General features: G+C 38.8%; 25 protein-coding genes and 1 pseudogene. 12 read left to right on the top strand and 14 right to left on the bottom strand.

Annotated elements, in window-relative coordinates; all coding sequences use genetic code 11:
- The 3 genes from VXK47_RS15560 to VXK47_RS15550 all read left to right on the top strand — a co-directional run.
- A partial coding sequence (locus VXK47_RS15560) for a hypothetical protein (protein WP_435549704.1) occupies window positions 1–379 on the top strand: 379 nt, incomplete at its 5' end.
- A gap of 566 nt (window positions 380–945) precedes the next feature.
- The gene (lptA, locus tag VXK47_RS15555) at window positions 946–2,589 is read left to right on the top strand and encodes a lipopolysaccharide transport periplasmic protein LptA (protein WP_435549703.1); all 1,644 of its coding nucleotides are present in this window, start codon (window positions 946–948) and stop codon (window positions 2,587–2,589) included.
- Between the two features lie 346 nt (window positions 2,590–2,935).
- A complete protein-coding gene (locus VXK47_RS15550) occupies window positions 2,936–3,355 on the top strand; it encodes a DUF1178 family protein (protein ID WP_435549702.1) in 420 nt (139 codons plus the stop codon).
- A 105-nt stretch (window positions 3,356–3,460) separates the two neighbouring features.
- On the opposite strand, the gene VXK47_RS15545 is transcribed toward VXK47_RS15550, so the two are convergent.
- From VXK47_RS15545 to hcp, 3 genes are all read right to left on the bottom strand, one after another.
- Window positions 3,461–4,198 carry an ATP-binding protein gene (locus VXK47_RS15545; protein ID WP_435549701.1) on the bottom strand — a complete coding sequence of 246 codons (738 nt, stop codon included), beginning with the start codon at window positions 4,196–4,198 and terminating at the stop codon, window positions 3,461–3,463.
- 18 nt (window positions 4,199–4,216) lie between these two features.
- The gene (locus tag VXK47_RS15540; protein WP_435549700.1) at window positions 4,217–4,945 is read right to left on the bottom strand and encodes an HD domain-containing protein; all 729 of its coding nucleotides are present in this window, start codon (window positions 4,943–4,945) and stop codon (window positions 4,217–4,219) included.
- Between the two features lie 142 nt (window positions 4,946–5,087).
- On the bottom strand, window positions 5,088–6,716 hold the full coding sequence (hcp, locus tag VXK47_RS15535) for a hydroxylamine reductase (protein ID WP_435549699.1): 1,629 nt from the start codon (window positions 6,714–6,716) through the stop codon (window positions 5,088–5,090).
- A 140-nt stretch (window positions 6,717–6,856) separates the two neighbouring features.
- On the opposite strand from hcp, the gene VXK47_RS15530 reads away from it, so the two are divergent.
- Window positions 6,857–7,537 carry a Crp/Fnr family transcriptional regulator gene (locus tag VXK47_RS15530; protein WP_435549698.1) on the top strand — a complete coding sequence of 227 codons (681 nt, stop codon included), beginning with the start codon at window positions 6,857–6,859 and terminating at the stop codon, window positions 7,535–7,537.
- 4 nt (window positions 7,538–7,541) lie between these two features.
- On the opposite strand, the gene VXK47_RS15525 is transcribed toward VXK47_RS15530, so the two are convergent.
- Window positions 7,542–8,024: a ferritin-like domain-containing protein gene (locus tag VXK47_RS15525; protein ID WP_435549706.1), complete on the bottom strand. Its 483-nt coding sequence runs from the start codon at window positions 8,022–8,024 to the stop codon at window positions 7,542–7,544.
- Window positions 8,025–8,684: 660 nt separating this feature from the next.
- On the opposite strand from VXK47_RS15525, the gene VXK47_RS15520 reads away from it, so the two are divergent.
- From VXK47_RS15520 to plsY, 6 genes are all read left to right on the top strand, one after another.
- On the top strand, window positions 8,685–9,023 hold the full coding sequence (locus tag VXK47_RS15520; protein ID WP_435549697.1) for a P-II family nitrogen regulator: 339 nt from the start codon (window positions 8,685–8,687) through the stop codon (window positions 9,021–9,023).
- A 618-nt stretch (window positions 9,024–9,641) separates the two neighbouring features.
- Window positions 9,642–10,757 (top strand): M24 family metallopeptidase, encoded by a 1,116-nt coding sequence (locus VXK47_RS15515; RefSeq protein WP_435549696.1) that lies wholly within the window; start codon window positions 9,642–9,644, stop codon window positions 10,755–10,757.
- A gap of 11 nt (window positions 10,758–10,768) precedes the next feature.
- Complete coding sequence (gene xerD, locus VXK47_RS15510; protein ID WP_435549695.1) at window positions 10,769–11,665, top strand: site-specific tyrosine recombinase; 897 nt, start codon at window positions 10,769–10,771, stop codon at window positions 11,663–11,665.
- Between the two features lie 124 nt (window positions 11,666–11,789).
- Window positions 11,790–12,281: a cyclic pyranopterin monophosphate synthase gene (gene moaC / locus VXK47_RS15505; RefSeq protein ID WP_435549694.1), complete on the top strand. Its 492-nt coding sequence runs from the start codon at window positions 11,790–11,792 to the stop codon at window positions 12,279–12,281.
- 20 nt (window positions 12,282–12,301) lie between these two features.
- A complete protein-coding gene (mltA, locus tag VXK47_RS15500; protein WP_435549693.1) occupies window positions 12,302–13,540 on the top strand; it encodes a murein transglycosylase A in 1,239 nt (412 codons plus the stop codon).
- A gap of 109 nt (window positions 13,541–13,649) precedes the next feature.
- Window positions 13,650–14,264, top strand: coding sequence for a glycerol-3-phosphate acyltransferase (gene plsY, locus VXK47_RS15495; protein WP_435549692.1), 615 nt, complete (start codon window positions 13,650–13,652; stop codon window positions 14,262–14,264).
- A gap of 59 nt (window positions 14,265–14,323) precedes the next feature.
- Here the strand turns inward: plsY and VXK47_RS15490 are convergent, their stop codons facing one another.
- The 9 genes and pseudogenes from VXK47_RS15490 to hisI all read right to left on the bottom strand — a co-directional run bounded on the left by VXK47_RS15490 (window position 14,324) and on the right by hisI (window position 20,521).
- Window positions 14,324–15,460, bottom strand: coding sequence for a response regulator (locus VXK47_RS15490; protein WP_435549705.1), 1,137 nt, complete (start codon window positions 15,458–15,460; stop codon window positions 14,324–14,326).
- 54 nt (window positions 15,461–15,514) lie between these two features.
- A pseudogene (locus VXK47_RS15485) lies at window positions 15,515–15,745 on the bottom strand (hypothetical protein); the annotation flags it as partial.
- A gap of 362 nt (window positions 15,746–16,107) precedes the next feature.
- Window positions 16,108–16,383, bottom strand: a complete 276-nt coding sequence (gene yjgA / locus VXK47_RS15480; protein WP_435549691.1) for a ribosome biogenesis factor YjgA — start codon at window positions 16,381–16,383, stop codon at window positions 16,108–16,110.
- Window positions 16,384–16,551: 168 nt separating this feature from the next.
- Window positions 16,552–16,857, bottom strand: coding sequence for an HNH endonuclease (locus VXK47_RS15475; protein ID WP_435549690.1), 306 nt, complete (start codon window positions 16,855–16,857; stop codon window positions 16,552–16,554).
- A 33-nt stretch (window positions 16,858–16,890) separates the two neighbouring features.
- On the bottom strand, window positions 16,891–17,727 hold the full coding sequence (locus VXK47_RS15470) for an ATP-grasp domain-containing protein (protein WP_435549689.1): 837 nt from the start codon (window positions 17,725–17,727) through the stop codon (window positions 16,891–16,893).
- Entirely contained in the window at window positions 17,727–18,638 is a 912-nt protein-coding gene (gene era, locus VXK47_RS15465; RefSeq protein ID WP_435549688.1) for a GTPase Era, read from the bottom strand. Before era ends, VXK47_RS15470 begins: the two co-directional genes overlap by 1 nt.
- Window positions 18,635–19,243 (bottom strand): GTP-binding protein, encoded by a 609-nt coding sequence (gene yihA / locus VXK47_RS15460; protein WP_435549687.1) that lies wholly within the window; start codon window positions 19,241–19,243, stop codon window positions 18,635–18,637. The genes era and yihA overlap by 4 nt, the downstream gene beginning before the upstream one ends.
- Window positions 19,244–19,271: 28 nt before the next feature.
- Window positions 19,272–20,147 carry an ATP phosphoribosyltransferase gene (gene hisG / locus VXK47_RS15455; protein ID WP_435549686.1) on the bottom strand — a complete coding sequence of 292 codons (876 nt, stop codon included), beginning with the start codon at window positions 20,145–20,147 and terminating at the stop codon, window positions 19,272–19,274.
- Window positions 20,144–20,521 (bottom strand): phosphoribosyl-AMP cyclohydrolase, encoded by a 378-nt coding sequence (gene hisI / locus VXK47_RS15450; RefSeq protein WP_435549685.1) that lies wholly within the window; start codon window positions 20,519–20,521, stop codon window positions 20,144–20,146. The genes hisG and hisI overlap by 4 nt, the downstream gene beginning before the upstream one ends.
- A gap of 258 nt (window positions 20,522–20,779) precedes the next feature.
- Here hisI and VXK47_RS15445 point away from each other — a divergent pair, with 258 nt between their 5' ends.
- Together VXK47_RS15445 and VXK47_RS15440 are read left to right on the top strand one after the other, a co-directional pair.
- Window positions 20,780–20,983: a four helix bundle protein gene (locus tag VXK47_RS15445; protein WP_435549684.1), complete on the top strand. Its 204-nt coding sequence runs from the start codon at window positions 20,780–20,782 to the stop codon at window positions 20,981–20,983.
- 260 nt (window positions 20,984–21,243) lie between these two features.
- Window positions 21,244–22,491, top strand: coding sequence for an MFS transporter (locus tag VXK47_RS15440; protein ID WP_435549683.1), 1,248 nt, complete (start codon window positions 21,244–21,246; stop codon window positions 22,489–22,491).
- A 47-nt stretch (window positions 22,492–22,538) separates the two neighbouring features.
- Here the strand turns inward: VXK47_RS15440 and VXK47_RS15435 are convergent, their stop codons facing one another.
- A complete protein-coding gene (locus VXK47_RS15435) occupies window positions 22,539–25,019 on the bottom strand; it encodes a glycogen/starch/alpha-glucan phosphorylase (RefSeq protein ID WP_435549682.1) in 2,481 nt (826 codons plus the stop codon).
- Between the last annotated feature and the right edge of the window lie 367 nt (window positions 25,020–25,386).

The raw sequence follows: 25,386 nt of genomic DNA, 5'->3' as shown, positions 1-25,386 counted from the left end.
CCATGCCGTTTATCCGGGAATTCAGGAAGGTTTTGTTATTCAAAAAACCAACTTGAGGTCATTGGAAGAAGACCTGCAATATTTTATCACAAATCGACCGCCAAAAGTCCGGGATGCACAAAGCGTTCTTGATAGAATTCTTCTTCACCGGGATACCGAGACGGGAGTTTTTGGTATCAAAGACAATACATTCCATGAGGACAAAGTTCGCTACAAATCCATTAGCGGGGCAATGTCTCATGTGTCATTGCTCAATATTGCCTGGGATTGCCTATCCTCTCCCGTTTTTGAACAATACTGGAGAGGCGAACCTATGAACTATAGGATGCAATTCTGGAAAGACCACCCGGAATTTAATCCGTTGAAAACCATAAAATAGCAATGGTCTTTTCGGGTAGCTGATTGCCGGACTTGAGAAGCTTGGTATTCAAACAGGTTTTGTTAAAGTGTACAGACTGGAATATACCTCGCGCAATGAGATTACAGGAAAAAAAGAAGGTGAAGATATTGATGCCGGCCATGCCTACATCGTCTAGACCATTTGGAATCCATGAAGATTTTCTGTGGTCAGAAAGAAAAAACAAGGAGGTTCCAAATTTTTCTGGAAATTGTTCTTTGAAAACTGTATATTGCAAGGCAAGACTCGAAAGAGATATCCGTGGATCTGCGGTCTGAAACATCTTCATCAAACCATGCTCTCCAGCCAGCCTCGAAAAAGACATCCGCGGTAATTCTGAATTAAATTTTCCATGCTATTACAGGCATATATGGCCATGTATATCCGTATATCAGGTCATCATAAAGATATGATAATTTTTTCATGAAACTATTAGATACATGACAAATAATGTGCTATTGTACAAAAATTTAACAATTCATATTACATTGGCTGATTGCCTAACCATCTTGTTTTTTTGAAGGAAATAAAGGATATCTAATATGCGGATGCCCAGATATATATGCCCTGCATGGTATTATTCGATTATCTCATTTTTAATGGTGTTTCTGATTTTATCTGTTGCTTCTGCTGAGGATACAGCCTCTCTGAATGCTGAGTCTTCTGAAAAAATACATATAACCGCAGACAGCCTGATTTCTGACAGCAATGCGAAATTTGCAGAATTCATTGGAAATGTTGAGGCAATTCAGGGTGAATTTGTTATAAATTCAGATAAGTTGAAAATATTTTACAAAGGCGATGCAAAAGATAAAGCAGCATCCGGAACAAGCGATTCAATTGAAAAAATTATTGCTACCGGGAATGTATTTATAAAATCAAAAGACATGTCTGCCGTTACACAACAGGCCCAATACAATACAGACACTATGATAATTACATTAACCGGCGAAGGCTCAAAGGTGTTTGATCAGAAAAATTTTGTAACAGGGTCTAAAATAATCCTTTACCGTAAGGAAGGTGTGACGAAGGTAGAAGGAGATAAAAGCAAAAGAGTAACTGCTGTTTTTTATCCGAAAGAAAAAACTCCGGCAGCTGAAAAAGAGGGGAAAGAAAAGCAACTAATATCTGCAATACCCGAAAATGTTTCAGAAAAATCAAAAGATATTAGCCCTGAAAAACAGGTGCTGCCCATGGAGAAAACAGGCAGCATGGAAAAAGAAAAACCGGTTTTAAGTGAAGCTGCCATTAAGCCAACGGTTCAGCAGGAATCAGTACCGCTTATACCTGTTCCTCCTGCTCCTCCTGTTGCACCTGTTGCTCCTCATATTTCATATGAAAAAGACAAAGCAAAATCTGAGTCAGCCTCTGAGAAAGTTGTGCCCGGAACCCTTAAAAAAAGTATGGGCATAACAGTTTTTAAGGGTGAAACTGTTAATGGTGCAACAGATTTTCAGGAAAATCTTTCCGCAACTCTTACGGATAACATTAAAAAGAATTGTCCGGGTATACTTTTCCTGAAAGCCGGCAGCAATAATTACCCATCGGATTTTAAAGATTTTCCAAAACTTGCATCAGGAGACATTGATACATTCAAACTCTGTGAGTCAGGCAGGCAACTGGGACTTACTACAATCCTGGCAGGATCAGTAACAAATATAAAATCAGATACCGAATCTAAAGGCGTTTTATTCTGGAAAAAAACCGTATATGAAATAAGCATGAGTGTTCGAATTGAGCTTTTTGATACCGAAACGGCAACAAAACTTTTCGATGAAAGCTATACTTATAAACAAGGTTCTGACAAAGCCGGGCTTGAGCTTGCAAAATCAGGTAAGATTGAACCTGCTTTTTTGAAAGAAGCTTTAAATTATTATATATCTTCAGCCGGAAAAACAATTTACGACATCATCAAAGGGCAAAAATGGAAAGGATTTATTTCCTCGGTTTCGGAAGACAAAGTTACCGTATCTTCAGGAAGAAATTTAGGGCTTAGTTCCGGCAAAGTATTTGCGGTTTACTCAAGCAGTGTGATCAGCGGATTGGGAAACCAGAAGTTTCTTATACCGGGGCTGAAAACCGGAGAGATCAGAATAACAAATGTTTCGGATAACAGCTCCGAAGCTGTCAGAATATCGGGAAACGATTTCAAAGAGGGCTATGTTGTAATGCCTAACCCGGCCAAGCCGTAACCGGAAAGATTATTTAACCCACCATTAAGACCGGGGTCATATCCCATCCCGGTCTTACCGCTATCATATCGGCTTGCATGCCCTGCCGTGCAAAACTTTGGCCGAAAAACACATAAAACCTTTCCCAAACCGTCATGCCGGACTTGATCCGGTATCCTGAAACAAGCGAAATCCTGGGTTCCGGCCTTCGCTGGAATGACAAAAGTGGAGTTTTCCAGCTTTTTACATGTCCATTAAATCTAAATGCGGTTACCCTGCAAAGAATTCGAAAATGACTTTACATAATGGCCATATATTTGTATATATAGCCGATTCAGGAATATTAAACTTTTTTTAAGGCTACTCTATGATAATATACGATTTACAATGTGAAGAAGGTCATATTTTTGAAGGTTGGTTTGAGGACAGCCGGACATTTGAAAACCAGAAAAAAAAGAAGCTGATATCATGTCCGCTATGTAATAATACTTCCGTTGTTAAAATCCCTTCCACATTTGGCATAAAATCATCGGGAAATGGGCAAAGTGTGCCCGAGAAACAGGCTGCGCTTGAAAAAATGGCTAATAACTTATCAGAATTTATAGAAAATAATTTTGATAACGTCGGAACAGATTTTGCCACGGAAGCTTTAAAAATTCATTACGGTATTTCAGAACCAAGAAACATAAGAGGCGTCAGCAGCAGCCAGGAAGAAAAAACCCTGAAAGAAGAAGGCATTCAGTTTTTCAAAGTTCCCGTCCCCATTCCACCGGAAACAGATTCATAAAGAACTAAAGCATGACTATTTTGTATGAGACAATAAACCGGATAGCAAACAGCAGCAGCACACTATCCAATTAATTTTTTCAACCAACTGATTTAAATGCATATTTCATTCTTTTATACTGCTGATAATTTTCCCTTTGGTGCTTATCACAATTTTGTTCATTGGGGCTTTAACTTCTGATTGCTCCATTCCTTTTTTTACTATCATTGGAAGACCGGAGCAGCAGGGAACTTCCATAATAACCGTTGTTATGCTTTTTATGCCGGCTTCTTTAAAAACCTGAGCGAATTTGTTTATATATTCCTCAACATCATCAAACTTGGGACATCCCATCATTACAGCTTTACCTTTAAGAAAATCCCTGTGAAGAGTGGGAAAAGAGACAGGCACGCAATCTGCCAGAACAAGTAAATCCGCTCCTTTCAAAAAAGGCGCTTTAGCCGGAACCAGTTTTATTTGTACAGGCCAGTGACCAAGAGTTGATTCCTCATTTTGTGCCTGAGAAGAAGAAACGGCGTTATCGGGGGCAGACAGTATCTGAACTGTGGAAGAAGGGCATCCGCATGATAATGCCGGTTCTGTTGCTATCCCGACCTTTTTTTCATGAAGCTGTTTTTCAACAGCTTCTTCATCAAAATCTTCCGCTTCGCGTTCTATAACCCTTAAAGCGCCGGTTGGGCATTCTCCAAGACAGGCTCCAAGCCCGTCACATAAGTTATCTGAAATCACTTTTGCTTTTCCGTCAATTATCTGAAGCGCCCCTTCGGCACAGGATGGAACACACTGGCCGCAACCATCGCAAAGTTCTTCATCGATTTCTATTATTTTACGGATAACTTTCATACTGATCCTCATTTATTCTTATTTTATTAAGGCCTCATGTGCTATATTTTTGCCGTTTTCAGTTAAAAAAGATTTATCGATTATTTTGGTTATATAATCTTTATCAACCGGTTTATCCTTATGATTTTCTTCGATATTGACAATCATATCCGCATCGTAAACCGCCTTGTAATTAATATTATCATCAGGCCGGGGGTGATGATGATGGCCTACTATATCGCATACTTCATCAACCAGTTTCTCGTTTGCGCCAAGTTTTATCAGGATTTCTTTTGCAATCGGGGGTCCAAGTTCTTCCTGATATTTAGGCGCAGTACTGTTGTATCTGCGTTCAGCCTCGGTTATCCCTATATCGTGGAGATAAGCGGCTGACAGTATCACTGCAAGATTGCCTTTTTCAAGCTTGCCTATTCTTTCGGCATATCGGGCAACTTTTGAAGCATGGCCGATTCTTTTAAAATCAGTTTTGAAATAGCGCTTCATTTCTATAGCTACCCTGTCTTTTAATAAATCTTCTTTTTGGGCGAGAAGACCCTCGGGTAGTGTTCCAAGACATTGCTCTGCATATTCACAGTAGGACGCACACCCGAAATCCATCTTAGGGTTAATAAATCTGTGTCCGCAGTTGCCACACTTTCTTGCTGTGTCATCCTTGAAAAATTCAACTTTACTACCACATTTAGGACAGGTTTCATCAAATATGGCTTCCTGTTTCCAATAACGGCTGTCCTGCCCCGGACACTTCATAATTATTCCTCCATAAAAAATTAAATCCCGAATTTGAGCATAAGTGGCGGCATGTAAAATGCCGCCTCTACAAGATGATAGTAGGGCGGGGTTTTACACCCCGCCGCAATTCTGTCCTGAATAAAGCGGATTTGCATCCGGCTTATCCCAGGATTGCCTTTAAATCCTCATCAGGAGTTTTTATCGGCATGATATTAAATTTTTCCACAAGCACATTTAAAATATTAGGCGTTATAAAAGCCGGAAGACTTGGTCCAAGCCTGATATCTTTTATTCCAAGATAAAGCAGGGTCAGAAGAATCGCAACTGCTTTCTGCTCATACCATGACAGTATCATCGAAAGCGGAAGATCATTTACACCGCATTCAAAAGCTTTTGATAAAGCAACAGCAATCTGAACGGCTGAATATGCGTCATTGCACTGCCCCACATCAAGAAGCCTTGGTATTCCTCCGATATCTCCAAGATCTTTGTCGAAAAAGCGGAATTTGCCGCAGGCAAGAGTTAACACAACACAATCCCTGGGAACTTTTTCTACAAATTCGGTGTAGTAATTACGTCCGGGTTTTGCTCCGTCGCATCCTGCAACAAGAAAGAAATGTTTTATCGCCTTGGCCTTAACAGCTTCGATAACCTGTCCTGCAACTCCCATAACTGCATTGCGGGCAAATCCAACCATAACGCTTTTGCCGTTGGTATCGTTTTCAAAACCTTTCATGCTAAGAGCTTTGTTTATCACGGGAGTAAAGTTTTTATCGGCCATATGAGTTACACCGGGCCATCCGACAAGACCGGTAGTAAAAATATTATCTTTGTAAGAATCTTTCGGTCTCTGAATGCAGTTTGTCGTCATGAGTATTGCACCGGGAAACTCGGCGAATTCTTTTGCCTGATTTTGCCATGCCGTTCCGTAATGTCCGTAGAAATGGGAATATTTTTTCAGCCCCGGATAGGCATGTGTGGGAAGCATTTCTCCATGAGTATATACATATATTCCTTTTCCTTCGGTTTGCTTCAGTATTTCTTCCATGTCTTTTAAATCATGGCCTGAAACAAGAATGGCTTTTCCTTTTTTTGCTCCCAAAGGAACTTTTGTCGGCACAGGATGACCGTAGGTTTCGGTATTTGCGTTATCCAGAAGCTCCATTGCAAGAAGATTTATTTCACCGCATTTTAAAACAAGGCCTACAAGTTCATCTGCTGTCAAATTTTTATTTAAGCCCGCAGCAAGAGCTTCATAAATAAACTGGTATACTTTGTCATCACTCTTTCCCAAAATCATTGCATGATCCGCATAAGCGGCAACACCTTTTATACTGAATGTCAATATATGCTGCAGAGATAAAATGTCAGGATTAAGATCCGGCTCACTTTTTAATCCTACTTTTTCTCCTTGTTTTATAAGCCCTTCAATGGTTGTTTCGGGAGTAAATGTGGCCGGGCCTTCCGTATGGGCAATAGTGATCCCTTTTTTTGAAAGCTTTTCCTTAAGAGAATCGCGAACAGCAACACACTGATTAATAAGTTTCTGAAACCTCGGCGGGTCAAAATCCACATTTGTCAAAGTTGAAAAGACTGCTTCACAGGTAAATTTATTTATTTCTTTATCTATAATTCCTGCTTTATAACCTTTAAGAGCATATAAAGATAATCCTCTCAGAGCATAAACCAGAAGATCCTGTAAGGCTGCAACATCGGAACTTTTACCGCATACACCCGCTATAGTACATCCTTCCCCTTTTGCAGTTTGTTCACACTGATAACAAAACATGATTGATTCCTCCTTATTTTATTGTTTAATTACTGTTGTAAATTTTATTTATCTTTTTGATTTGTAAAATATACTAATAAAAACAGCTTTGCCTTGACTTAAGTCAAGAAAAAGACAATATTTTTAAAAAAGGAGAAAAAATGAAAAATATCATTAAAATATTAAACAATGTTCCTCTTTTTGGTGGTTTATCTAATGGCCAGATTAATGATATAAAAAATATTGTTGTAAGTAAATATTTCGATAAGGGTGAAACCGTTTTTTTGGAAGGTGATCCCGGAAATGGTTTCTATGTTGTTGCAGAAGGGCTTGTTAAAATCTATAAAGTATCTGCCGAAGGAAAGGAGCAAATTCTTCATATATTGGGACCGGGAGAACCTTTTGCCGAAGTTCCGGTATTTACAGGTCAACCATTTCCTGCCAATGCTCAGGCAATTGCCAAAAGTCATTTCCTGTTTTTTCCGAGAAATACTTTTGTGGGTCTTATTACAAAGAATCCTTCTCTTTCTTTAAGCATGCTCGCTGTTCTTTCCATGAGGCTAAGACAATTTACAGTCCAGATTGAAAGCCTTTCTCTTAAAGAGGTACCGGGAAGGCTTGCGTCATATTTATTGCTGCTTTCCGAAGAACAGGGGAAAAAAGACTCTGTCAGATTAAATATTTCGAAAAATCAACTTGCCAGTCTTCTTGGAACAATTCCTGAAACATTGTCACGAATATTTGCAAAGATAGCAGATATGAAATTAATTAAAGTTGATGGCCGGAACATAAAGATTCTTGATCGTTCCGGCCTTACAAATCTTGGAGAATATAGCAAATAAATTGTTATTTCAGGCCTGTCAGCTCAGAACTTAACATCCTGATATGCTGCATTTCTTCTTTAATTATAGCCTCAATTTTATCTTTGCCGAATTTAGCAGGAACGGCATCTTTCATTCCCAGATAAAAAACAATAGAGTCTTTTTCAGCTTCTATGGCAGCTTTATAAATTTCTTTCAAAGAAGTATTATCAATCTTTTTTTCAAAAAATACCCGTGTGTCGGCAAGCGCATGAAGATAAAGAACAGCTTCATCATCAGGATCAAATATTAAAGAAGCTTTTTCTTTTTCCGAAAGGCCGGCTCTTAATGCCTTGAAAGTCTTTTCGTGCTCATATTCCATGTCGGCAAGTTTAACTAAAAGTGCTTTGGCCGTAGAATCCGAGGCGCCCTCTGCTGCTTTTCTGTAGAAATTTACACCGTTTCTTTCGAGCTGCTCAGCTATTTCGAATACATCATCCGCATTAAAATCATAACTCATTGTTAATATATTCCTTTCTATGATTCTTTTTTTACAATATTTAAAAAATACAGTTTAGCATTTATATCACGCCATATACGAGGCATGCATGATTATGAAAGAATATCTCTCTGTTTCTGCATGATAATTAACCGTAAGTCCAATTACACAGGCACACAAATTTTGGAACAAAATACAGAGACTGACTTTACCGAACCCATTTTAATAATATGAAAATATTCTACTATTGTACCGGTATTGTCAATAATTAATTAACAAGTGTAATTGCAAAATGTGTTGTTATGCCCGCATGTTCTTGTCGGGCACTCATGATTTCAGACAGTTGTAAACCGGATTCCCGTTTTGAAACTTAGTGGGAAAACAGGCTCGCAAGTTTTGCAATTGGCTCATCATAATAAATAGCAAGGTGAGTTCGGAACGCCCCTTTAAACCGAATGTATATAAAAGAATACCCATGCTGACTAATATAATAACAAATATGTAATTATAAAAAGTTTATATTACATATTTGTTTCATTGATGATATCATCACAACAGTGCCTGAACGATATATAGCACATAATATCTGTATGTTATATATATTATTTTTCATATGGCACAGAGCTTGCTCAAAACGTAAGATAATTGGTACTTTTAAATATATTCGACAGAATAGGGGGAGGAGCATAAATGAAAAAAATCGAGGTAATAATTAAGCCGTTCAAACTGGATGATGTTAAAGATACTATTAATGAATTGGGAGTAAAAGGCATGACAGTCACCGAGGTCAAAGGTTATGGTCGCCAGCGAGGCCACAAAGAATTATATCGTGGAGTTGAATACGAGACAAATTTCATCTCCAAGATTAAAATCGAAACAGTTGTGGATGATTCCATGGTTGATGCTGTGATAGAAGGAATAAAGAAAAGTGCATATACCGGAACTGTGGGAGATGGAAAAATCTTCGTTATTCCGGTTGAATCGGCTACACGAATCAGAACCGGCGAAAGCGGCAATGACGCATTATAACTTATTAAAAATATACTTTTAACAGTTAATACATAATTATAGTTCAAAGGAGATAACTAAAATGAAGAAAATAATAATACTTCTACTAATTTTAATAGCATGCGTTTCAACGGCTATTGCCGCAGAAACGGAAGCAACAGCGATAAAGAGGCTATAGAACTGGTACGGACACATGCTAATTATATGTGGACGCTTGTTGCGGCTGCGCCGGTTGTTTTTTCCGTCTCTTTCCTTTTGTGAATGAGTTTAGTTATATAAGAAAGAAAATACAATATTTACTTCATAAGAGCCCGGCTTGAAAAATGCCGGGCTCTATGCCATTGTTTGGCATAATTACGGTAACCGGAAACTGTTTCTGTCTTAATTTATGGATTATATCTTTTTCACTATCTCTTATAATTGTATGTTATATTTTACAATATAGTTATCCACTTTCAACTTTCTTCCCGGCACCTTCCCATCTGCTCCTTATTGGCAACAGCATACATATTATAATTATGATTGATTCGATTCTGTCTTTTAAATTGACGCTAACCATGCAATATAATATTACCGGTAATACTTACTGCCGGAGATCAAATTACAAGAGCAACCACAAGTTTAGAAAAGGAGAGATAGTTGAACAGCGCTATTGAAAACAGAATTTTTCGGGTAAAAGAAATCATGTCTGATAAAAACCTTGATACACTCATGGTTCTTGTAGATGAAAACCGGAGATATTTAAGCGGATTTAAAGGTCATGACACCCAGTTTGACGAATCCGCCGGTGCTTTGTTTGTTTCCGGATCAGGCCTTATCCTTGCTACCGATTCACGTTATGATGAGCAAGCTGCAAGGGAAGCGGGGCATCTTTATGAAATCATGTGTTATAAAGAAGGACTGGCCAAACAGATCCCGTCAATCCTGGAAAAACTTTGTACGAAAAGACTTGGATTTGAGAGCGTGAGGTTATCATACCTTGATTACAAAAAAATTTCAGAGGAGATTAAATCAAGCGGCCTTGAAGTGGAACTGGTAGAAACAGAAAATATTGTTGAAACATTGCGTGTAATAAAAGATGAAGAAGAGATCGGATTAATACAAAAAGCCCTGGTAATAGCGGAAACTGCTTTTCTCCGGATACAGGATTTGATCGAACCCGGTCTTACGGAAAGAGAAGCGGCCTGGCTCATTGAAAAAGCCATGCACGAAGCCGGAGCTGAGGGTTTGTCTTTTCCGACTATTGTCGCATCAGGGCCAAACAGCGCACTTCCCCATGCAATTCCTTCAGATCGCGCATTTAAAGAAAGCGAACCTATACTTTTTGACTGGGGTGCAACATTAAACGGTTATTTTTCCGATATTTCGAGAACTATCGTTATCGGAAAACCGGATGACCAATTTATAAAAGCATATAAAACAGTACTCGATGCCCAGTTTCTGGCAGTAAATGCGATAGCGTCAGGTATAAATTCCAGGTCTGTGGATGAAGCCGCACGCAATCATATTGACGGCACGGAATTTAGTGGAAAATTTATCCATGGTCTTGGACATGGCACAGGCCTTTCAGTACATGAGAACCCAAGAGTAGGTCCGCTTAGAGGTACGGTTCTTGAGCCTCAAATGGTGTTTACTGTTGAACCCGGTATATATATTCCGGGCTGGGGTGGCATAAGACTTGAAAACATGGTTGTAGTAAGAGACAAAGGAGCAGAGGTCTTAAATAAGCTTGATCAAAACATTTTTTATAAATAAGGTTTATATAAATGTCTCCCATAGATTCTCTTGTTGATCAATATCTTAATTACCTTGTCGTTGAAAAAGGACTTTCAAAGAAAACTCTTGAATCTTACGGAAGCGACATCGCAACCTATATTGATTTTTTAGGTAAAAAGGGAATTAAAGATATTTCGGAGGCTGACACTCCAACAATTCTTATGCATATTATAGCGTTAAGAGAAGATGGACTGAAAGCAAGATCAAGAGCAAGGCATTTAGTTACCTTACGGGGATTTTATAAGTTTCTTGTAAGGGAAAAGCTCATAACCACTGATCCTACAAGAGTTATAGATCTTCCAAAAAGCGGTTTCTATCTTCCGAATGTATTAACACAGGATGAAGTAAAATCTCTTCTGTCTGTTCCGGATGTCAGTAAGCCTGCCGGATTAAGGGATTCAGCAATGATTGAGCTTTTGTATGCTGCCGGGCTCAGGGTTTCGGAACTTGTCGGTCTCAAGCTTTTTGATGTTAATATGGATGCATGTTTTGTAAGAGTTTTCGGTAAGGGTTCAAAAGAAAGAATAGTTCCTATCGGAACTTTTGCAAAAGAGAAAGTAAGTGAATACATTAATACTGCAAGACCCCTTATTTTGAAAAATAATATGAGCAATTTTCTGTTTGTAGGAAGAGGCGGAAAACCTCTGACCCGTCAGGGCTTCTGGAAAATTATTAAAAGATATTCAACTCTTGGGAAAATAACAAAAACAATAACGCCCCATAGTTTAAGGCATTCTTTCGCAACTCATCTGCTGGAAGGCGGAGCTGATTTAAGATCGGTTCAGTTAATGCTGGGACATGTTGATATTTCAACAACTCAGATATATACACATGTAGTACGTGATCATTTAAAGAAAATACACAGCAAATACCATCCAAGAGGGTAAGAGGTTAAAGGTTCGAGGTGCAAGGTTAAAGGTGCAAGGTTTAAGGTGCAAGGTTAAAGGTGCAAGGAAAGGTGGGTTGTGGGTTTATGTGTTGGTGAAAAATTAATTGGAAAAGGGAAATATTATGCCTTCTTTTACACATATCGATAAAAACGGGAATGTGCGCATGGTTGATGTTACCGAAAAAAAACCAACGGAAAGAAGCGCAATAGCAAGCGGTGTTGTTTGCATGAAACCGGATACTCTGAATATGATAATGAATCATAAGGTTAAAAAAGGAAATGTTCTTGAAACCGCAAGGATTGCCGGAATAATGGCTGCAAAAAAAACATCGGATCTGATACCGATGTGTCATCCTTTAAATTTAACCCATGTTGCCGTGGATTTTTATCCTGATGAGACTTCAGGCACAATAAAAATCGAGTCTTCCGTAAGGATTTTCAGCCAGACAGGTGTGGAAATGGAGGCTTTGACTGCCGTTTCCATTGCAGCCCTGACCATATATGACATGTGCAAATCCTATGATAAGGAAATGACCATTTCAGAGATCTGCCTTATTGAAAAACAGGGGGGCAAAAGCGGTAAATTCACAAGAGAAAAGTCAACTTTGCCATGATTAACGCATTGAATAGAAAAATGCAAAAAAAAATAAACCTTTTATTGATTGTTTTTTGTTTACTATCTTTTTTGGTTTCGGTTTTAGCAGGATGCGCCAAAATAAAATTAAGACCGGAAGAGAAACCGACAGCGATAGTTAAGCTGTCTTCATTAAACTATCCGGATTTCACAGATGATATGAATTATGAAAATCTGGATGAAAGTATAAGACAAAGCCTGTCATACCTTTTAAAAAAGCCTGCCAATTATAAGTTTCACTTTGCCAATGATGTTTATACTGCCTCACAAATGATAGCTTCTCTGGAAAATTTTCAAAAATTTATCGCAAGCAGACCATCAGCAGATGACTTAAGAAAATATATCAATATAAATTATTATGTTTATAAATCGGCAGGAAGTAATGGGAATGGAGAAGTCCTTTTTACAGGATATTATGAGCCTGAGCTTGAAGGAAGTCTTTTACAAAGTGACATATATAAATATCCGGTTTACAGCATACCATCCGATCTTGTTTCTATAAATCTTTCATTATTTTCTCCAAAATATAAAGGAGAAAAAATAACAGGCCGATATACGGGGCAAACGGTTGTCCCTTATTATGAGCGCAAAGAAATCGAAGCAGGAGCAATTGCTGACAATAAAGTTTGTATTATTGCCTGGGTAAAAGATCCCGTAGCTCTTTTTTTCCTTCAGATCCAGGGATCAGGAAAGATTAATCTTGATAACGGAGAATCTGTAAATGTCCATTATCATGCTTCAAACGGGCGTCCATATAAAAGTATAGGAAATTTATTAATCCAAAAAAACATTATTGCGCGTTCAGAAATGTCGATGCAAAGCATCCGTGAGTATTTAAATTCCAACCCGGAAAAAATGCAGGAAATTTTAAATTATAATCCAAGCTATGTTTTTTTCAAAACTGAACAGGGCGGACCTTTTGGATGCCTTCAGGTAAAACTTACGCCGGAAAGATCCATAGCATTGGACAGAAGCATATTTCCCTTATCAGGTCTTGCCTACATTGAAACATCAAAGCCCGATGCAGATGAAAACGGAAAAATTCTTGGGTGGGCAAAATGCTGTAAATTTGTATTAGCTCAGGATACCGGAGGCGCAATCCGTGGCCCCGGCCGGGCCGATATTTTCTGGGGAAACGGTAAATATGCCGAAACAGCAGCGGGCAACATGCAACATAAGGGAACTCTCTATTTTCTTGTTTTAAAACCTGATATAAAAATAACACAAATGGCAAAATGAGCTTATAGCATTTGTTCATAAATCGGAAGTACTTTATTATACTATGCAAAAGCATAAAGGAACTGGCTTTAAGGTTGTTATTTTATAATTTTTGATTTAGAAAACAGCAATGGATGCATTTGAAGCTATAAAGATTGCCGGGCTTGTTATAGTGGCTTATATGCTTGGTTCAATTCCTTTCGGGGTTATTCTTGCAAATAAATTTTCTTCCGTGGATATCCGGACAAAAGGCAGCGGAAACATTGGGGCAACAAATGTAATGCGAGTGTCGGGAAAAAGGCTTGGCGCACTGACCCTTGCCGGGGACCTGCTGAAAGGAGCGCTCCCTGTGTATCTTGCATGCTCCGTTGCAAAATCTGAAGGTTCATATGGTGAGCTTTATATATCCATTGTTATTATAGCAGCATTTTTAGGGCATCTTTATCCCCTTTATATGAAATTTAAAAACGGCGGGAAAGGTGTAGCTACTGCTGCCGGATGCTTTCTTGCGTACTCTCCGTTTGCTTTTCTTGTGGCTGTTGCAACATTTATATTTGTGATTCTTTTATACAGGCGTGTTTCTGCCGGTTCTCTTTTGGCTTCCGCAGTACTTCCTTTTGCAGTATGGTTTGAAGGCAATTCTCTTTTTATGACAGGTTGTGCCGTAATTATTTTCTTATTTATTATTTATCGGCATAAGGATAATATCGGAAGGCTTCTGTCCGGCACAGAACCTTCAATCTGAGAGCGTGGCAAAACAGATGGATTAAAGCAGGATATCAGATGTAATTGCAAAATGTTCCATCATTTTCTGTTTGTTTTCGTATCCAGAATTTCTTGTATTTTATTTAATATCTTAGTAAAACGATATGGTTTTCCTACAAATCCCGCTGCTCCTGACTTTATTATTTCTTTTACTTTGCCATTATCAGAATATCCGGTAACAATAATAACTTTAATATTGGGGTTCATTTTTCTGAGTTCTTTAAAACACAAATATCCACCCATTCCCGGCATGCTGACATCAAGAATGACAAGATCGATGATTTTTTTATTTTCTCTATAAATCTCTAAGGCCTCTTCTCCGTTTTCAGCCACAAATACAGTAAATCCCTGCTTATTAAGCAGTTCATATCCTAACCTTCGCAAAGGTTCTTCGTCGTCAACCAGAAGAATGGTTTCATTTCCGCAGTGCAATTTATTTCCTTCAATTTTTTTAGCGTAATTTTCAGCAGGCATGGCCTCTATGACAGGAAGATATATTGTGAACATAGTTCCATGATCTGGCTTACTGCAGCATATAATATGTCCTTTATGGCTTTCAACAAGACCATAAACCATAGCCAGTCCAAGACCGGTTCCGCAATCAGCTCCTTTAGTGGTAAAAAACGGTTCGAATATATGTTTCTGTGTTTCCTCGTCCATGCCGATGCCTGTATCCGAGATTCTAAGCAAAACATATCCTTCCCGGTTTAAGCCTAACTCCGGATTGGATATTTTATCATACGAGGTTACGTTTCCGGTTTCAATTATAAGCCTGCCGCCATCAGACATGGCATATGCGGCATTCAATCCGATATTCATTATTATTTGCTCTATTTGAACAGAATCGGCATTTACGGTTTTTAACTTTTCCTCTAAGTTTAATTCAATTTTTATCATTTTGGGAAGAGTTCTTGATAAAATTTCAGATATCTTATTCACTTCCCGGTTAAGATCTGTCGGTTTTAGATTGCTTTCGCTTTTGCGGGCAAAGACCAACAACTGCTTGGTAAGAGAGCTTGCTTTCTGGGCTGATTCCTCAATTGCTTTCAAATTAATGAAATCAGGGTCATGGCTTGGTTTATTTTGGAGCAGGACCTGGGTATAACCTAAAACGGTTTGGAGGATATTATTGAAATCATGGGCTATACCACCGGCAAGCACCCCGATTGCCTCCATCTTCTGAGCCTGAAGAAGTTTTTTTTCCATCTCTTTAAAATAACTAATATCTGTAATTACAGAGCGGGCGCCTTTATAGACTCCATTTATTATTATAGGCGATACAGACAGAAGTACCGGTAACTTTTTGCCGGATTTGGTGATATATACAATTTCATACTTTGAAGATTTGCCGCCGGCCAGCTTTGCCGGTTCATCGATAAGCAGCAGACGGCTCTTTCCATCCATAATATCCTTGTTTCTCATGGAAGTGAGCTCTTCCTCACTATACTCCAGCATTTCACATAGTTTCGGATTTTAGCAGCTGATCTGTTATTTTCTTGATTTTGGATATAGCCATACCTTTTAAAAAAACACCTGTTTTTTCAGGAATCATCTCGTATTCAGACAAGTTATAATACGTATCAACTTTCCGGTTATCATTTGACAATAGTGTTGGATCTGTTTTTTTATCTTTGCTTGATTGATTATTGTTCAGGATAAATCTTTTTATATTGCCATTAGGTTTTAAAGATCTTTAAACTGAATAATGGTCCGGTATTTAACAGAAATAGCATGTCAAGTCAAGTAATTATAAGAAACCGTTCTATTGAAACAATTTTGAAGGAACAAAAGTTTATTGGGTTTAAAAGACAGGAGCTGGCAGTCTATTTCCGTATTCCTCCTGACCGGATACGATTAAGGGAGGTTTCTATTTCTTGCGGATCGATCTGCCGCATGAGAACTCCGATATACTGAATCTGTCTTCGCCGGGCGCTATGACTCTTTATTTTGCGTACCAATTCGATAGCACTCAGAAGCTCATCAGGCAGTCCCATGGTCAACAGCTGCCCGGACGACAGGGTGACCAGTTGTTCGCCAAGGCTTTGCAGAGCCTTGTCTTCATTTTTTTTCTGAGTTCTGCTTTTATAATCCGTATCCATTTTGCAGGTCTTTCCTTCCGGTTTACTTATCAATTCCCATGAATAAAATTTTCCCGGGCACTCGCGTTCTTTTTGTCGAATAAAAAATTTGCCTTATAAAAATGGAACTCTTTTAATTCATCGGCAAAATCCATAGTATCAGCCCGCTGATTACTGGTAATAATTTGATTAATCATGACCTGTGTTGTCAAAGTTGTTAATATAGTTATTCCATTCGATTGGAAGAAGTTGTTTTTTTGCATTATTGCATTCCTTGCAGGCCGTGACTATATTGCCTTTCGTACTTTTACCTCCGCGCGCAATCGGAATTATGTGATCCATGGTTAACTCTCCGGGTGAGAATTCACGGCAGCAATAATGGCATAATCCCTTTGCAAGCTTGCGTTTCCACCACTGAGAGTTTCTTAATTCCCGCGCTAAACGCCGCTGTCTTTTTATATCTTCTTCTTCAAGGTTATATGCGAATGGTTCCATAAAATTGCTTCTTACCTGGCCATTATTGTTGATTTAATCTAAGCTTTTTATCCATTTTTTTATTTCTTTATTTAAAACTTTGTAATAATTTTCTGATCCGCCAAGTCCGCTTCTTCCGAAAAAATAATTTATTTCAAGAAAAAGCGGCTCGTCATAAGGATCATTTATTGAAAAAATAAAATCAAACCCAGCAAGATTTATTCCCGCTATGCTACAAAACTCTTTTGCCTTTTTTTCAGCCAGGCGCATAAGAGCGGGTTGCATATCAAAATCTATAGTTGCCCCCTGCGATAAACCTGCACAGAAATAGTCCGGATTATTTTGGATGCGCCAGTAGGAAATCATTCTGTTACCAATTTTAACAATTCTTAAGGATTTATTCCCCGATTCAATAAATTTTTGTAAAATAAAACCTTTCTGGCCGCATTTTTCATATTCTTCTATTTTTTTGATGTAATGATTAAGATCGGATAGTGTTTTGACAAGATATACTGTTTCTCCTTCTCCGCCCCAGTCCAGTTTTAAAACAAATGGATAAGAATATAAAATCTGATCGTTTTTTATATTTCCGTCCGGATCAGTCAGATGGGATAAAGAAGAGAAAATTCTGCTCGCAGGATGAGAAACTCCTGTCTTTTGAAACAAAAGAATCTGGCCTGTTTTTCCGGGATAATCAAACTTTGCATCATAGTTGGGGAATATATTTTTGCAGTTTTCTTTTGCCATACGATATAAGGCTTCGCTGCACCCCTGTGGCAGAATTACTGCATCTGCAAGTTTTATCTGTTCAAGTTCGTCAATACCGGGCTTTCGCCCCGCGCATATTATGTTTTTATCCGCAACAAAACAGGGATGAAAAGAAAGAATCATCAGTATAAAAATTGTTTCAGGGTTCTGTCGTTTTTACTCCAGTCTTTATCGACCTTAACAAATAATTGCAGAAAAACCTTTTTACCGATAAGCTGCTCAATTTCTTGTCTGGCTTCAATGCCTATTTGTTTAAGCTTGCTCCCGTTTTTTCCGATTATAATGCCTTTTTGTGAATCCCTTTCAATATGGATAGTTGCTTCTATCGCTACAAGCCCTTTGTTTTTTTTATCTGTGAAAGAGTCAATCGTTACAGCCGAAGCATAAGGAATTTCCTGGCCGGTAAGCCTGAATATCTTTTCTCTTATCATTTCAGCTGCTACAAATCGCTCTGGAACATCGGTAAGCATATCTTCGGGGAAAAAAGCAGGGCCGGGCGGCAAAATATTTTCTAAAACACAAAGAAGATCTTCCACGCCTTCTGCACTTTTTGCCGAAACGGGGACTACTGCTTTAAAGTCAAATCTTTTCTCCCATTGGATTATAATCTCAAGCAGCTTTGATTTATCAACAATATCAATTTTATTTAATGCAAGAACAACCGGCTTATTAATACTTTCCATATTTTTTATAAGTATTGATTCCGATTTTGAATCGGGATTAGCCGCATCTCCAACAATCAAAATTATATCCACATCTCCAAAAGTTGAAAGCGCAGCATCAACTATCTTTATATTCAAGGCATTATTTGCCTTGAATATGCCGGGTGTATCTATAAAAACAAGCTGGGATAAAGGTCTGTGTACTACTCCGAGTATCTTGTTTCTTGTTGTCTGTGGTTTTTTTGAAGTAATTGAAATCTTAAAACCAAGCAGTTTATTTAACAGAGTTGACTTTCCGGCATTTGGAGCTCCGGCAATAGCAACATAGCCTGACTTAAATTCTGTCTTTTCTTCGGATTCTGCATTATTCATATTTCGGCTTTGTTATTAATGGCCTTTTGGACCAGATTTTCTATGGCATCCCATAGAGGTTTTTTTCCTGTTTTAGACTTTGCTGAAAAGATTATAAAATTGTCTTTATCAATCGAAAGTGATTTTGAAATAATCATATGCTGCTTAACCTGATTGGTTTTTGACAGTTTGTCTGCTTTTGTAAGAACAAGTATAAAAGGGATATTGTAATAATTAAGCCAATCCATAAAAGTAATTTCTTCAGGTCCGGGAATGCGGCGTAAATCCAATATAAGAACAACGCCTTTTAAAGTTTTTCTCGTTTGTATATATGTCTCAATCATTGTTCCCCAGGTTTTTCTTACAGCAGCCGGAACCTTAGCATATCCATATCCCGGAATATCGACAAAACCAAGGGTATCATTTATAAGGAAAAAATTTATAAGCTGGGTTCGTCCTGGCGTTGAACTGGTTTTTACAAGATTTTTCCGGTTTAAAAGAGTATTTATCAATGATGATTTACCGACATTGGATCGTCCGGCAAAAGCTATTTCCGGCTGGCTCTCTTCCGGGTATTGAGAAGGTTTTACAGCGCTTTTAACAAATTCAGCTGACTTTATGATCATATTTTTATATCTATCTTCGAAGAACTCACTATATAACCTTATTTAAAGGGTATTCTATGATACCTTCCGCTCCGTTTTTTAATAGTTCCGGAATCAGGTCTCTTATAATATTGACATGGGCTACAGTTTCAACGGAAAACCATGTTGACTGGTAAAGAGATGAAACCGTGGGGGCATTGAGGCTCGGCAGTAAAGATACGATTTTTTCAAGACGCTCTTTTGGAACATTCATCTTAAGTCCGACAAGCTTTTCTGCCAGAAGCGCCCCTTTTAAAAGAAGTGCGATCTGCTCAATTTTTTCACGTTTGAATTTGTTTTCCCAGGCTTTATGATTTGCAATAAGCTGGGTGTTCGTCTGCATCATTTCATGAATAATACGAAGACCGTGAGCTTTTATGGTGCTTCCTGTTTCCGTAACTTCAACAATCGCATCAGCCAGTCCGGATACAATCTTTGCTTCCGTTGCTCCCCATGAAAATTCAACCGTTACATTTATATTTCGTTCCTTAAAATATTTTTTTGTATATTTTACAAGTTCGGTTGAAATCTTTTTGCCTTCAAGATCCTCAATGTTTTTAACAGGGGAATCATATGCAACAGCTATAACCCATTTTGCGGGTCTTGAGCTGACTTTTGAATAAACAAGATCTGTAATAACATGAACATCCGAACTGTTTTCAGCTATCCAGTCTTTGCCTGTCAGGGCTGCATCAAGGGTTTCATTTTCAACATATATCGACATTTCCTGAGCCCTGCAAATTGCGCAGTCAATGGCATCATCATTTATTTCAGGAAAATAACTTCTTCCATTAACGTTAATATTCCAGCCTGAGCGTTTAAAAAGAGCAATTGTCGCACTTTCCAGGCTTCCTTTAGGGATGCCCAGCTTTAATTTTTCATTCATTTCTTATACACCTCATCAGGATTAAATATCGGTTCACCAAAAATACTTAGTGAGCCATCTTCAACTTTTCTGTAAAAACAGCTCCTATAGCCTGTATGGCAGGCAGCATTGCCTATTTGTTCAACCTTTAACAAGACCGTGTCTTCATCACAATCAACCAGTATTTCTTTTACAATCTGGACATTTCCGGAAGTTTCACCTTTAACCCATAGTTTTTGCCTGCTTCTGCTGAAATAGGTTGCTTTTCCGGTTTCAAGTGTTTTTTCCCATGCATTCCGATTCATAAATGCAAGCATCAACACTTCACCTGTTTTATAATCCTGAACAATTGCAGGAACAAGGCCGTTTATTTTGTTAAAATCAAGTGTTATCAATTTGCCATCCTTAAATTTAAGATATGTAGAAACATAAATAAGTTAAATAATCTGGGCATATAACACATAATATGTTTTGTGTAAACATCTGCCTTAACCCGCCTGTAATTCTATTGAATATCTTAAAATACTGTGTATCTGATAAGGGGGATAAGTGCTAAGTTAATTAATCTATATCAAATATATGATATTAATTTGAATATCCAATATCGAACAAGGAAACAACCCCCTTAATCCCCCTTTTTTAAGGGGAAATGAATGTCGAAGACGGAATCCCCATCTGACTTTATACACAAAATAAAAATATGGTTGAAAGAATTGCGTGAAACAAAAGTATGGTTGAAAATGATTGTAAAAGCAAATTTAATAAAGCCGGAGTCAGAAGTTGAACCTTTAATTGATGAAAATGATCAACTAAAATCAATAGTTGTCACAAGTATGAAAACCGCAAGCAAACAGTAAGAGTAAAAATAATTCTTAATTCGAAATTCCTTGCTCGATATTCGTTTTTATTAACAAACTTGATAAAACAACTTAGCGCTTATGGTGGAACTCCCGGATAGTCCTTACTGCGAATAATAGTTGTCAGATCTATATTTGGTTGTTAAGAATGACATAGTCTATTATTTTATCCGGTCACATAAATTTATTTCTTATTGTTTGTGAATTGATATGATAAATTATGCTGCTGCTTACTTGTTGAAGTGGCTTCTGATTTTTGCATGAAGAAAATACATCCTGATAGCAACCGGCCTTATCCGTCCGTTCCATCCGTCTTGGGAGCATTCCGGGATTTGCCGCCGGGCATCTGGGCATTGGGCTTTGTATCAATGTTCATGGATATCTCCTCTGAACTTATTCACAGTCTTTTACCGGTGTTCATGTCTACTGTTCTTGGGGCATCCATGACCGCCATTGGTATCATCGAAGGTGTTGGCGAAGCTTCCGCTGCGATCATAAAAATATTTTCGGGTGCTATCAGCGACTATTTCGGTAAGCGTAAAATCCTCGCAGTACTCGGTTATGGGCTGGCAGCCGTAACAAAGCCGGTCTTTCCACTGGCAAGCACCATCAACTGGGTGTTTGCCGCGCGTTTCATAGACCGGATCGGCAAGGGCATTCGTGGTGCACCCCGTGATGCACTTGTAGCAGAAATCGCACCATGCGAGCTGCGTGGCGCTGCATACGGACTTCGCCAGTCATTGGATTCCGTTGGTGCATTCATAGGCCCACTGTTCGCGGTTATTTTTATGGCATGGCTGGAAAACGACATCAGGACAGTGTTATGGATTGCAGTTATTCCGGCATTCATTGCCCTGTCGCTGCTTATCTTTGGTGTTCGCGAACCGGAGCGTGAAAAGATAATAAACTCCGGTGATAAAAACTCTCTGACATTCAGCGACGCTAAGCGGCTTCCCGTTCGTTTCTGGCTCATCGTGATACTTGGTGCGATATTTTCAATGGCCCGTTTCAGTGAAGCGTTTCTGGTTTTACGCGCACAGGATGTCGGGCTTGCGCTTGGCTATATACCCCTGGTACTGATTGTTATGAATGTAGTATATACAGCTACCGCTTACCCGGCTGGAGCCGCATCCGATCGTATCAACCCAAAGGTTTTGCTTATCACAGGACTCGTAATGCTGGTTGCTGCTGATCTCCTGTTAGCTGCAGCCGGATCACCCCTGATGGCATTTATCGGCGTAGCGCTCTGGGGACTGCATATGGGTCTTACTCAAGGACTGTTCACTAAACTTGTGGCTGATACTGCCCCTGCCGGGCTTCGCGGCACAGCATTTGGCATATTCAACCTTGTCGGGGGCGGTGCCCTGCTGTTTGCAAGTGTGGTGGCCGGTGCGCTTTGGAGTGCCTTCGGTGCACCGGCTACGTTTTTGACAGGGGGCGCTTTTGCCGCACTTGCGTTGCTCGGCCTTCTTGCCTATCGAAAAAAGCCTCAAGCCGGGTTGCATTAAAATATTTAAAGACGTCAGGAATGTTGTGCAGCAGACTTTAGCTTTTCTTATTCCTTGAGTACCGGCCATGGTTCGGTATGCCATATATCGCGGTTATATTCCATAATAGTTCTATCGGATGAAAACTTGCCAATTCTGGCAACATTCAGTATTGCTTTTTTAGTCCATGCATCCTGATCTCTGTAGAGAGAATCAACTTCTCTCTGGCAGTTAAAATAAGCCTTAAAATCGGCAAGAATGAAATACTTGTCTTCCTTTAGCAGCAAATCAATAAGGCCATGGAATATATCCGGTTCTTCAGGGCTGAAAAAACCATTTCTTATAAGTTCTACCGTTTTTACGAGAAGAGTGTCATTATCAAAATATTCGCGCGGGTTATAATTCTGACGCATGCCGGATACTTCCTCAGCGGTTAAACCGAATATAAATATATTTTCCCTGCCTACTTCTTCCATAATCTCGATATTTGCCCCATCAAGCGTTCCTACAGTGAGGGCGCCATTTAAGGCAAATTTCATATTGGAAGTGCCTGAAGCTTCCAGGCCTGCGGTTGAAATCTGCTGAGAAACATCGGCTGCCGGGAAAATTTTTTCAGCCAGAGAAACGCGATAGTTTGGAATAAATACTACTTTTATAAGGCCGTTTGTAGATGTATCACGATTTACCATTTCAGCGACATGGCAAATAAGCCTGATAATGGTCTTAGCCGTTATATATCCCGGAGCAGCTTTGCCACCAAAAATAAAAGTCCGGGGGTGCATTGAAAAATCAGGCTCCTGCTTTAGTTTCAGCCAGCAGTAGACAACATGAATAATATTCATAAGCTGTCTTTTGTATTCATGAATTCTTTTAACCTGGATATCAAAAATAGAATTGGGGTCAACTATTATGCCGGTTTGTTTATTTATGATTCTTGCAAGCCGTTTTTTATTATGAAATTTTACTACTTTCCAGTCTTTTATAAAATTTGCATCTTCTGCAAAAGGCTCAATTTTTCTAAGCTGTTCAAGATCTTTTGCCCATTCATTCCCTATCCTTAAAGTAATCAGTTCGGATAGTTTGGGATTTGAGGCAAGAAGCCATCTCCGTGGGGTTATTCCGTTTGTTTTATTATTGAACTTTCCCGGATACATTGCATCAAAATCTTTTAATTTATCTTCCTTCAGCAGTTTGCTGTGAAGAGCCGCTACTCCGTTTACAGAATGTGAACCTATGATTGCAAGATGAGCCATACGGATGCGTTTCTCAGTATCTTCTTCAACGATGGACATTCGTTGCAACTGACTTGCATCACCCAGATAACGAACTGATACGTCACGTAAAAACCGCCGGTTTATCTCATATATTATTTGGAGATGGCGCGGAAGGAGTGACTCGAATATTGTTATCGGCCACTTTTCAAGAGCTTCTGAAAGAAGAGTATGATTGGTATAAGCGCAAGTCCTTACGGTAATATCCCATGCCCTTTCCCAGTCAAGATTGTGATCGTCGAGAAACAGACGCATAAGCTCAGGAATTGCAAGAGCAGGGTGAGTGTCGTTCATCTGTATTGCGACTTTATCGGGGAATTCATCAAAAGAATCATGATTTATAAGATATCTTCTTATTATATCCTGAATTGAGCAGGAAACGAAAAAATATTCCTGTTTAAGCCTCAATTCTCTGCCAACGAATAATTCATCGTTAGGATAAAGGACTTTAGAGATATTTTCGGAGATATTTTTCTCCTCAACTGCCTTCAGATAATTGCCATGCTGAAAATATTGAAGATCAAATTCTTTTGAGGCTCTTGCCGACCAAAGCCTTAAAGTATTCACAGTGTTATTGGCAAACCCGGATATTGGGGTATCATAGGCAATGCCAACTAAATCGTTAGTATCAATCCATTCCGTTTTAAGTTTTCCGTCAGGCAGGATAATTTGTTTTATCTTACCGTAAAATTTAACCGTAAAACTGTATTCGGGTCTGGCAATTTCCCAGGGATTTGTATACTTGAGCCAATTTTCCGGAAGCTCGACCTGGCCCAGATTCCTTATAGCCTGATCAAAAATGCCAAATTCATACCTGATGCCATATCCATACGCAGGGATTTCAAGGGTTGCCATTGAATCAAGAAAACAGGAAGCGAGCCTTCCGAGACCGCCGTTTCCTAATCCCATATCAGGTTCATTTTCTGCAAGTTCTTCCATATCAATATTCAGCTCATCCATAGCTCTTTTGGATTCATTATAAATTCCAAGATTAATCAGGTTACTAATGAGCAGGCGGCCCATAAGGTATTCGGCTGAAAGATAATATACTCTTTTAACATCATGATTGTAATAAAGTTGCTGGGTACGGATCCAGCGCTCAACGAGACGGTCCCTTGCCGAAAGGGCAAGAGAAAGATAGAGATCGCGGTCGGTTGCGGTATATTGATCTTTAGACAGAGAATACTCAAGATGATTTGCAAAAGATATCTGTATGCTTTTCCAGTCTGTTCCTTTATTAAAAGTGCCCCATTTATGAAACAGCGAACTTTTTTTCATTGCTTTCCCCTTTTTTAAAACAAGCGTTTTAGCATAAAACAAATCCTGACAGACTTATAAAAAGTTCCGGTTGTAACCCTCAACTTGATGAAGGATGAAAATGACATTTATTACATTTCCCGGCTTTTCGTACCTATCGGATATAATAATAAGCAATAAACAGGCCATATCAGAATGTTCGCCAATTTAGTTTAGCCAATGAATTCCGGCATGTCATTCTTTCACCATAGAGCTAATTTCAAAACGATTAAAGGCGGCTTGTTAAACAGGTCAACAGTTGAAATCCCGGCAATAGAGCGGACTTAAGGGCTCCGATTTTCATTGGAGAACCACAAAAGGCAATAAATGCCGAGTTTTTGACAATACC

The sequence above is a fragment of the Desulfobacterium sp. N47 genome, assembly GCF_051233685.1.
Classification (GTDB): Bacteria; Desulfobacterota; Desulfobacteria; order Desulfobacterales; family RPRI01; genus RPRI01.
This window is presented reverse-complemented; position numbering and strand designations above follow the sequence as displayed.

What these genes read in the sequence shown, in the direction of transcription:
- lptA (WP_435549703.1), top strand. Translation starts at nt 946, where the DNA reads ATGCCCAGATATATATGCCCTGCATGGTATTATTCGATTATCTCATTT.
- VXK47_RS15550 (WP_435549702.1), top strand. Translation starts at nt 2,936, where the DNA reads ATGATAATATACGATTTACAATGTGAAGAAGGTCATATTTTTGAAGGT.
- VXK47_RS15545 (WP_435549701.1), bottom strand. Translation starts at nt 4,198, where the DNA reads ATGAAAGTTATCCGTAAAATAATAGAAATCGATGAAGAACTTTGCGAT.
- VXK47_RS15540 (WP_435549700.1), bottom strand. Translation starts at nt 4,945, where the DNA reads ATGAAGTGTCCGGGGCAGGACAGCCGTTATTGGAAACAGGAAGCCATA.
- hcp (WP_435549699.1), bottom strand. Translation starts at nt 6,716, where the DNA reads ATGTTTTGTTATCAGTGTGAACAAACTGCAAAAGGGGAAGGATGTACT.
- VXK47_RS15530 (WP_435549698.1), top strand. Translation starts at nt 6,857, where the DNA reads ATGAAAAATATCATTAAAATATTAAACAATGTTCCTCTTTTTGGTGGT.
- VXK47_RS15520 (WP_435549697.1), top strand. Translation starts at nt 8,685, where the DNA reads ATGAAAAAAATCGAGGTAATAATTAAGCCGTTCAAACTGGATGATGTT.
- xerD (WP_435549695.1), top strand. Translation starts at nt 10,769, where the DNA reads ATGTCTCCCATAGATTCTCTTGTTGATCAATATCTTAATTACCTTGTC.
- moaC (WP_435549694.1), top strand. Translation starts at nt 11,790, where the DNA reads ATGCCTTCTTTTACACATATCGATAAAAACGGGAATGTGCGCATGGTT.
- mltA (WP_435549693.1), top strand. Translation starts at nt 12,302, where the DNA reads ATGCAAAAAAAAATAAACCTTTTATTGATTGTTTTTTGTTTACTATCT.
- plsY (WP_435549692.1), top strand. Translation starts at nt 13,650, where the DNA reads ATGGATGCATTTGAAGCTATAAAGATTGCCGGGCTTGTTATAGTGGCT.
- VXK47_RS15490 (WP_435549705.1), bottom strand. Translation starts at nt 15,460, where the DNA reads ATGGAGGCAATCGGGGTGCTTGCCGGTGGTATAGCCCATGATTTCAAT.
- yjgA (WP_435549691.1), bottom strand. Translation starts at nt 16,383, where the DNA reads ATGGATACGGATTATAAAAGCAGAACTCAGAAAAAAAATGAAGACAAG.
- VXK47_RS15475 (WP_435549690.1), bottom strand. Translation starts at nt 16,857, where the DNA reads ATGGAACCATTCGCATATAACCTTGAAGAAGAAGATATAAAAAGACAG.
- VXK47_RS15470 (WP_435549689.1), bottom strand. Translation starts at nt 17,727, where the DNA reads ATGATTCTTTCTTTTCATCCCTGTTTTGTTGCGGATAAAAACATAATA.
- era (WP_435549688.1), bottom strand. Translation starts at nt 18,638, where the DNA reads ATGAATAATGCAGAATCCGAAGAAAAGACAGAATTTAAGTCAGGCTAT.
- yihA (WP_435549687.1), bottom strand. Translation starts at nt 19,243, where the DNA reads ATGATCATAAAGTCAGCTGAATTTGTTAAAAGCGCTGTAAAACCTTCT.
- hisG (WP_435549686.1), bottom strand. Translation starts at nt 20,147, where the DNA reads ATGAATGAAAAATTAAAGCTGGGCATCCCTAAAGGAAGCCTGGAAAGT.
- VXK47_RS15445 (WP_435549684.1), top strand. Translation starts at nt 20,780, where the DNA reads ATGTCGAAGACGGAATCCCCATCTGACTTTATACACAAAATAAAAATA.
- VXK47_RS15440 (WP_435549683.1), top strand. Translation starts at nt 21,244, where the DNA reads ATGAAGAAAATACATCCTGATAGCAACCGGCCTTATCCGTCCGTTCCA.
- VXK47_RS15435 (WP_435549682.1), bottom strand. Translation starts at nt 25,019, where the DNA reads ATGAAAAAAAGTTCGCTGTTTCATAAATGGGGCACTTTTAATAAAGGA.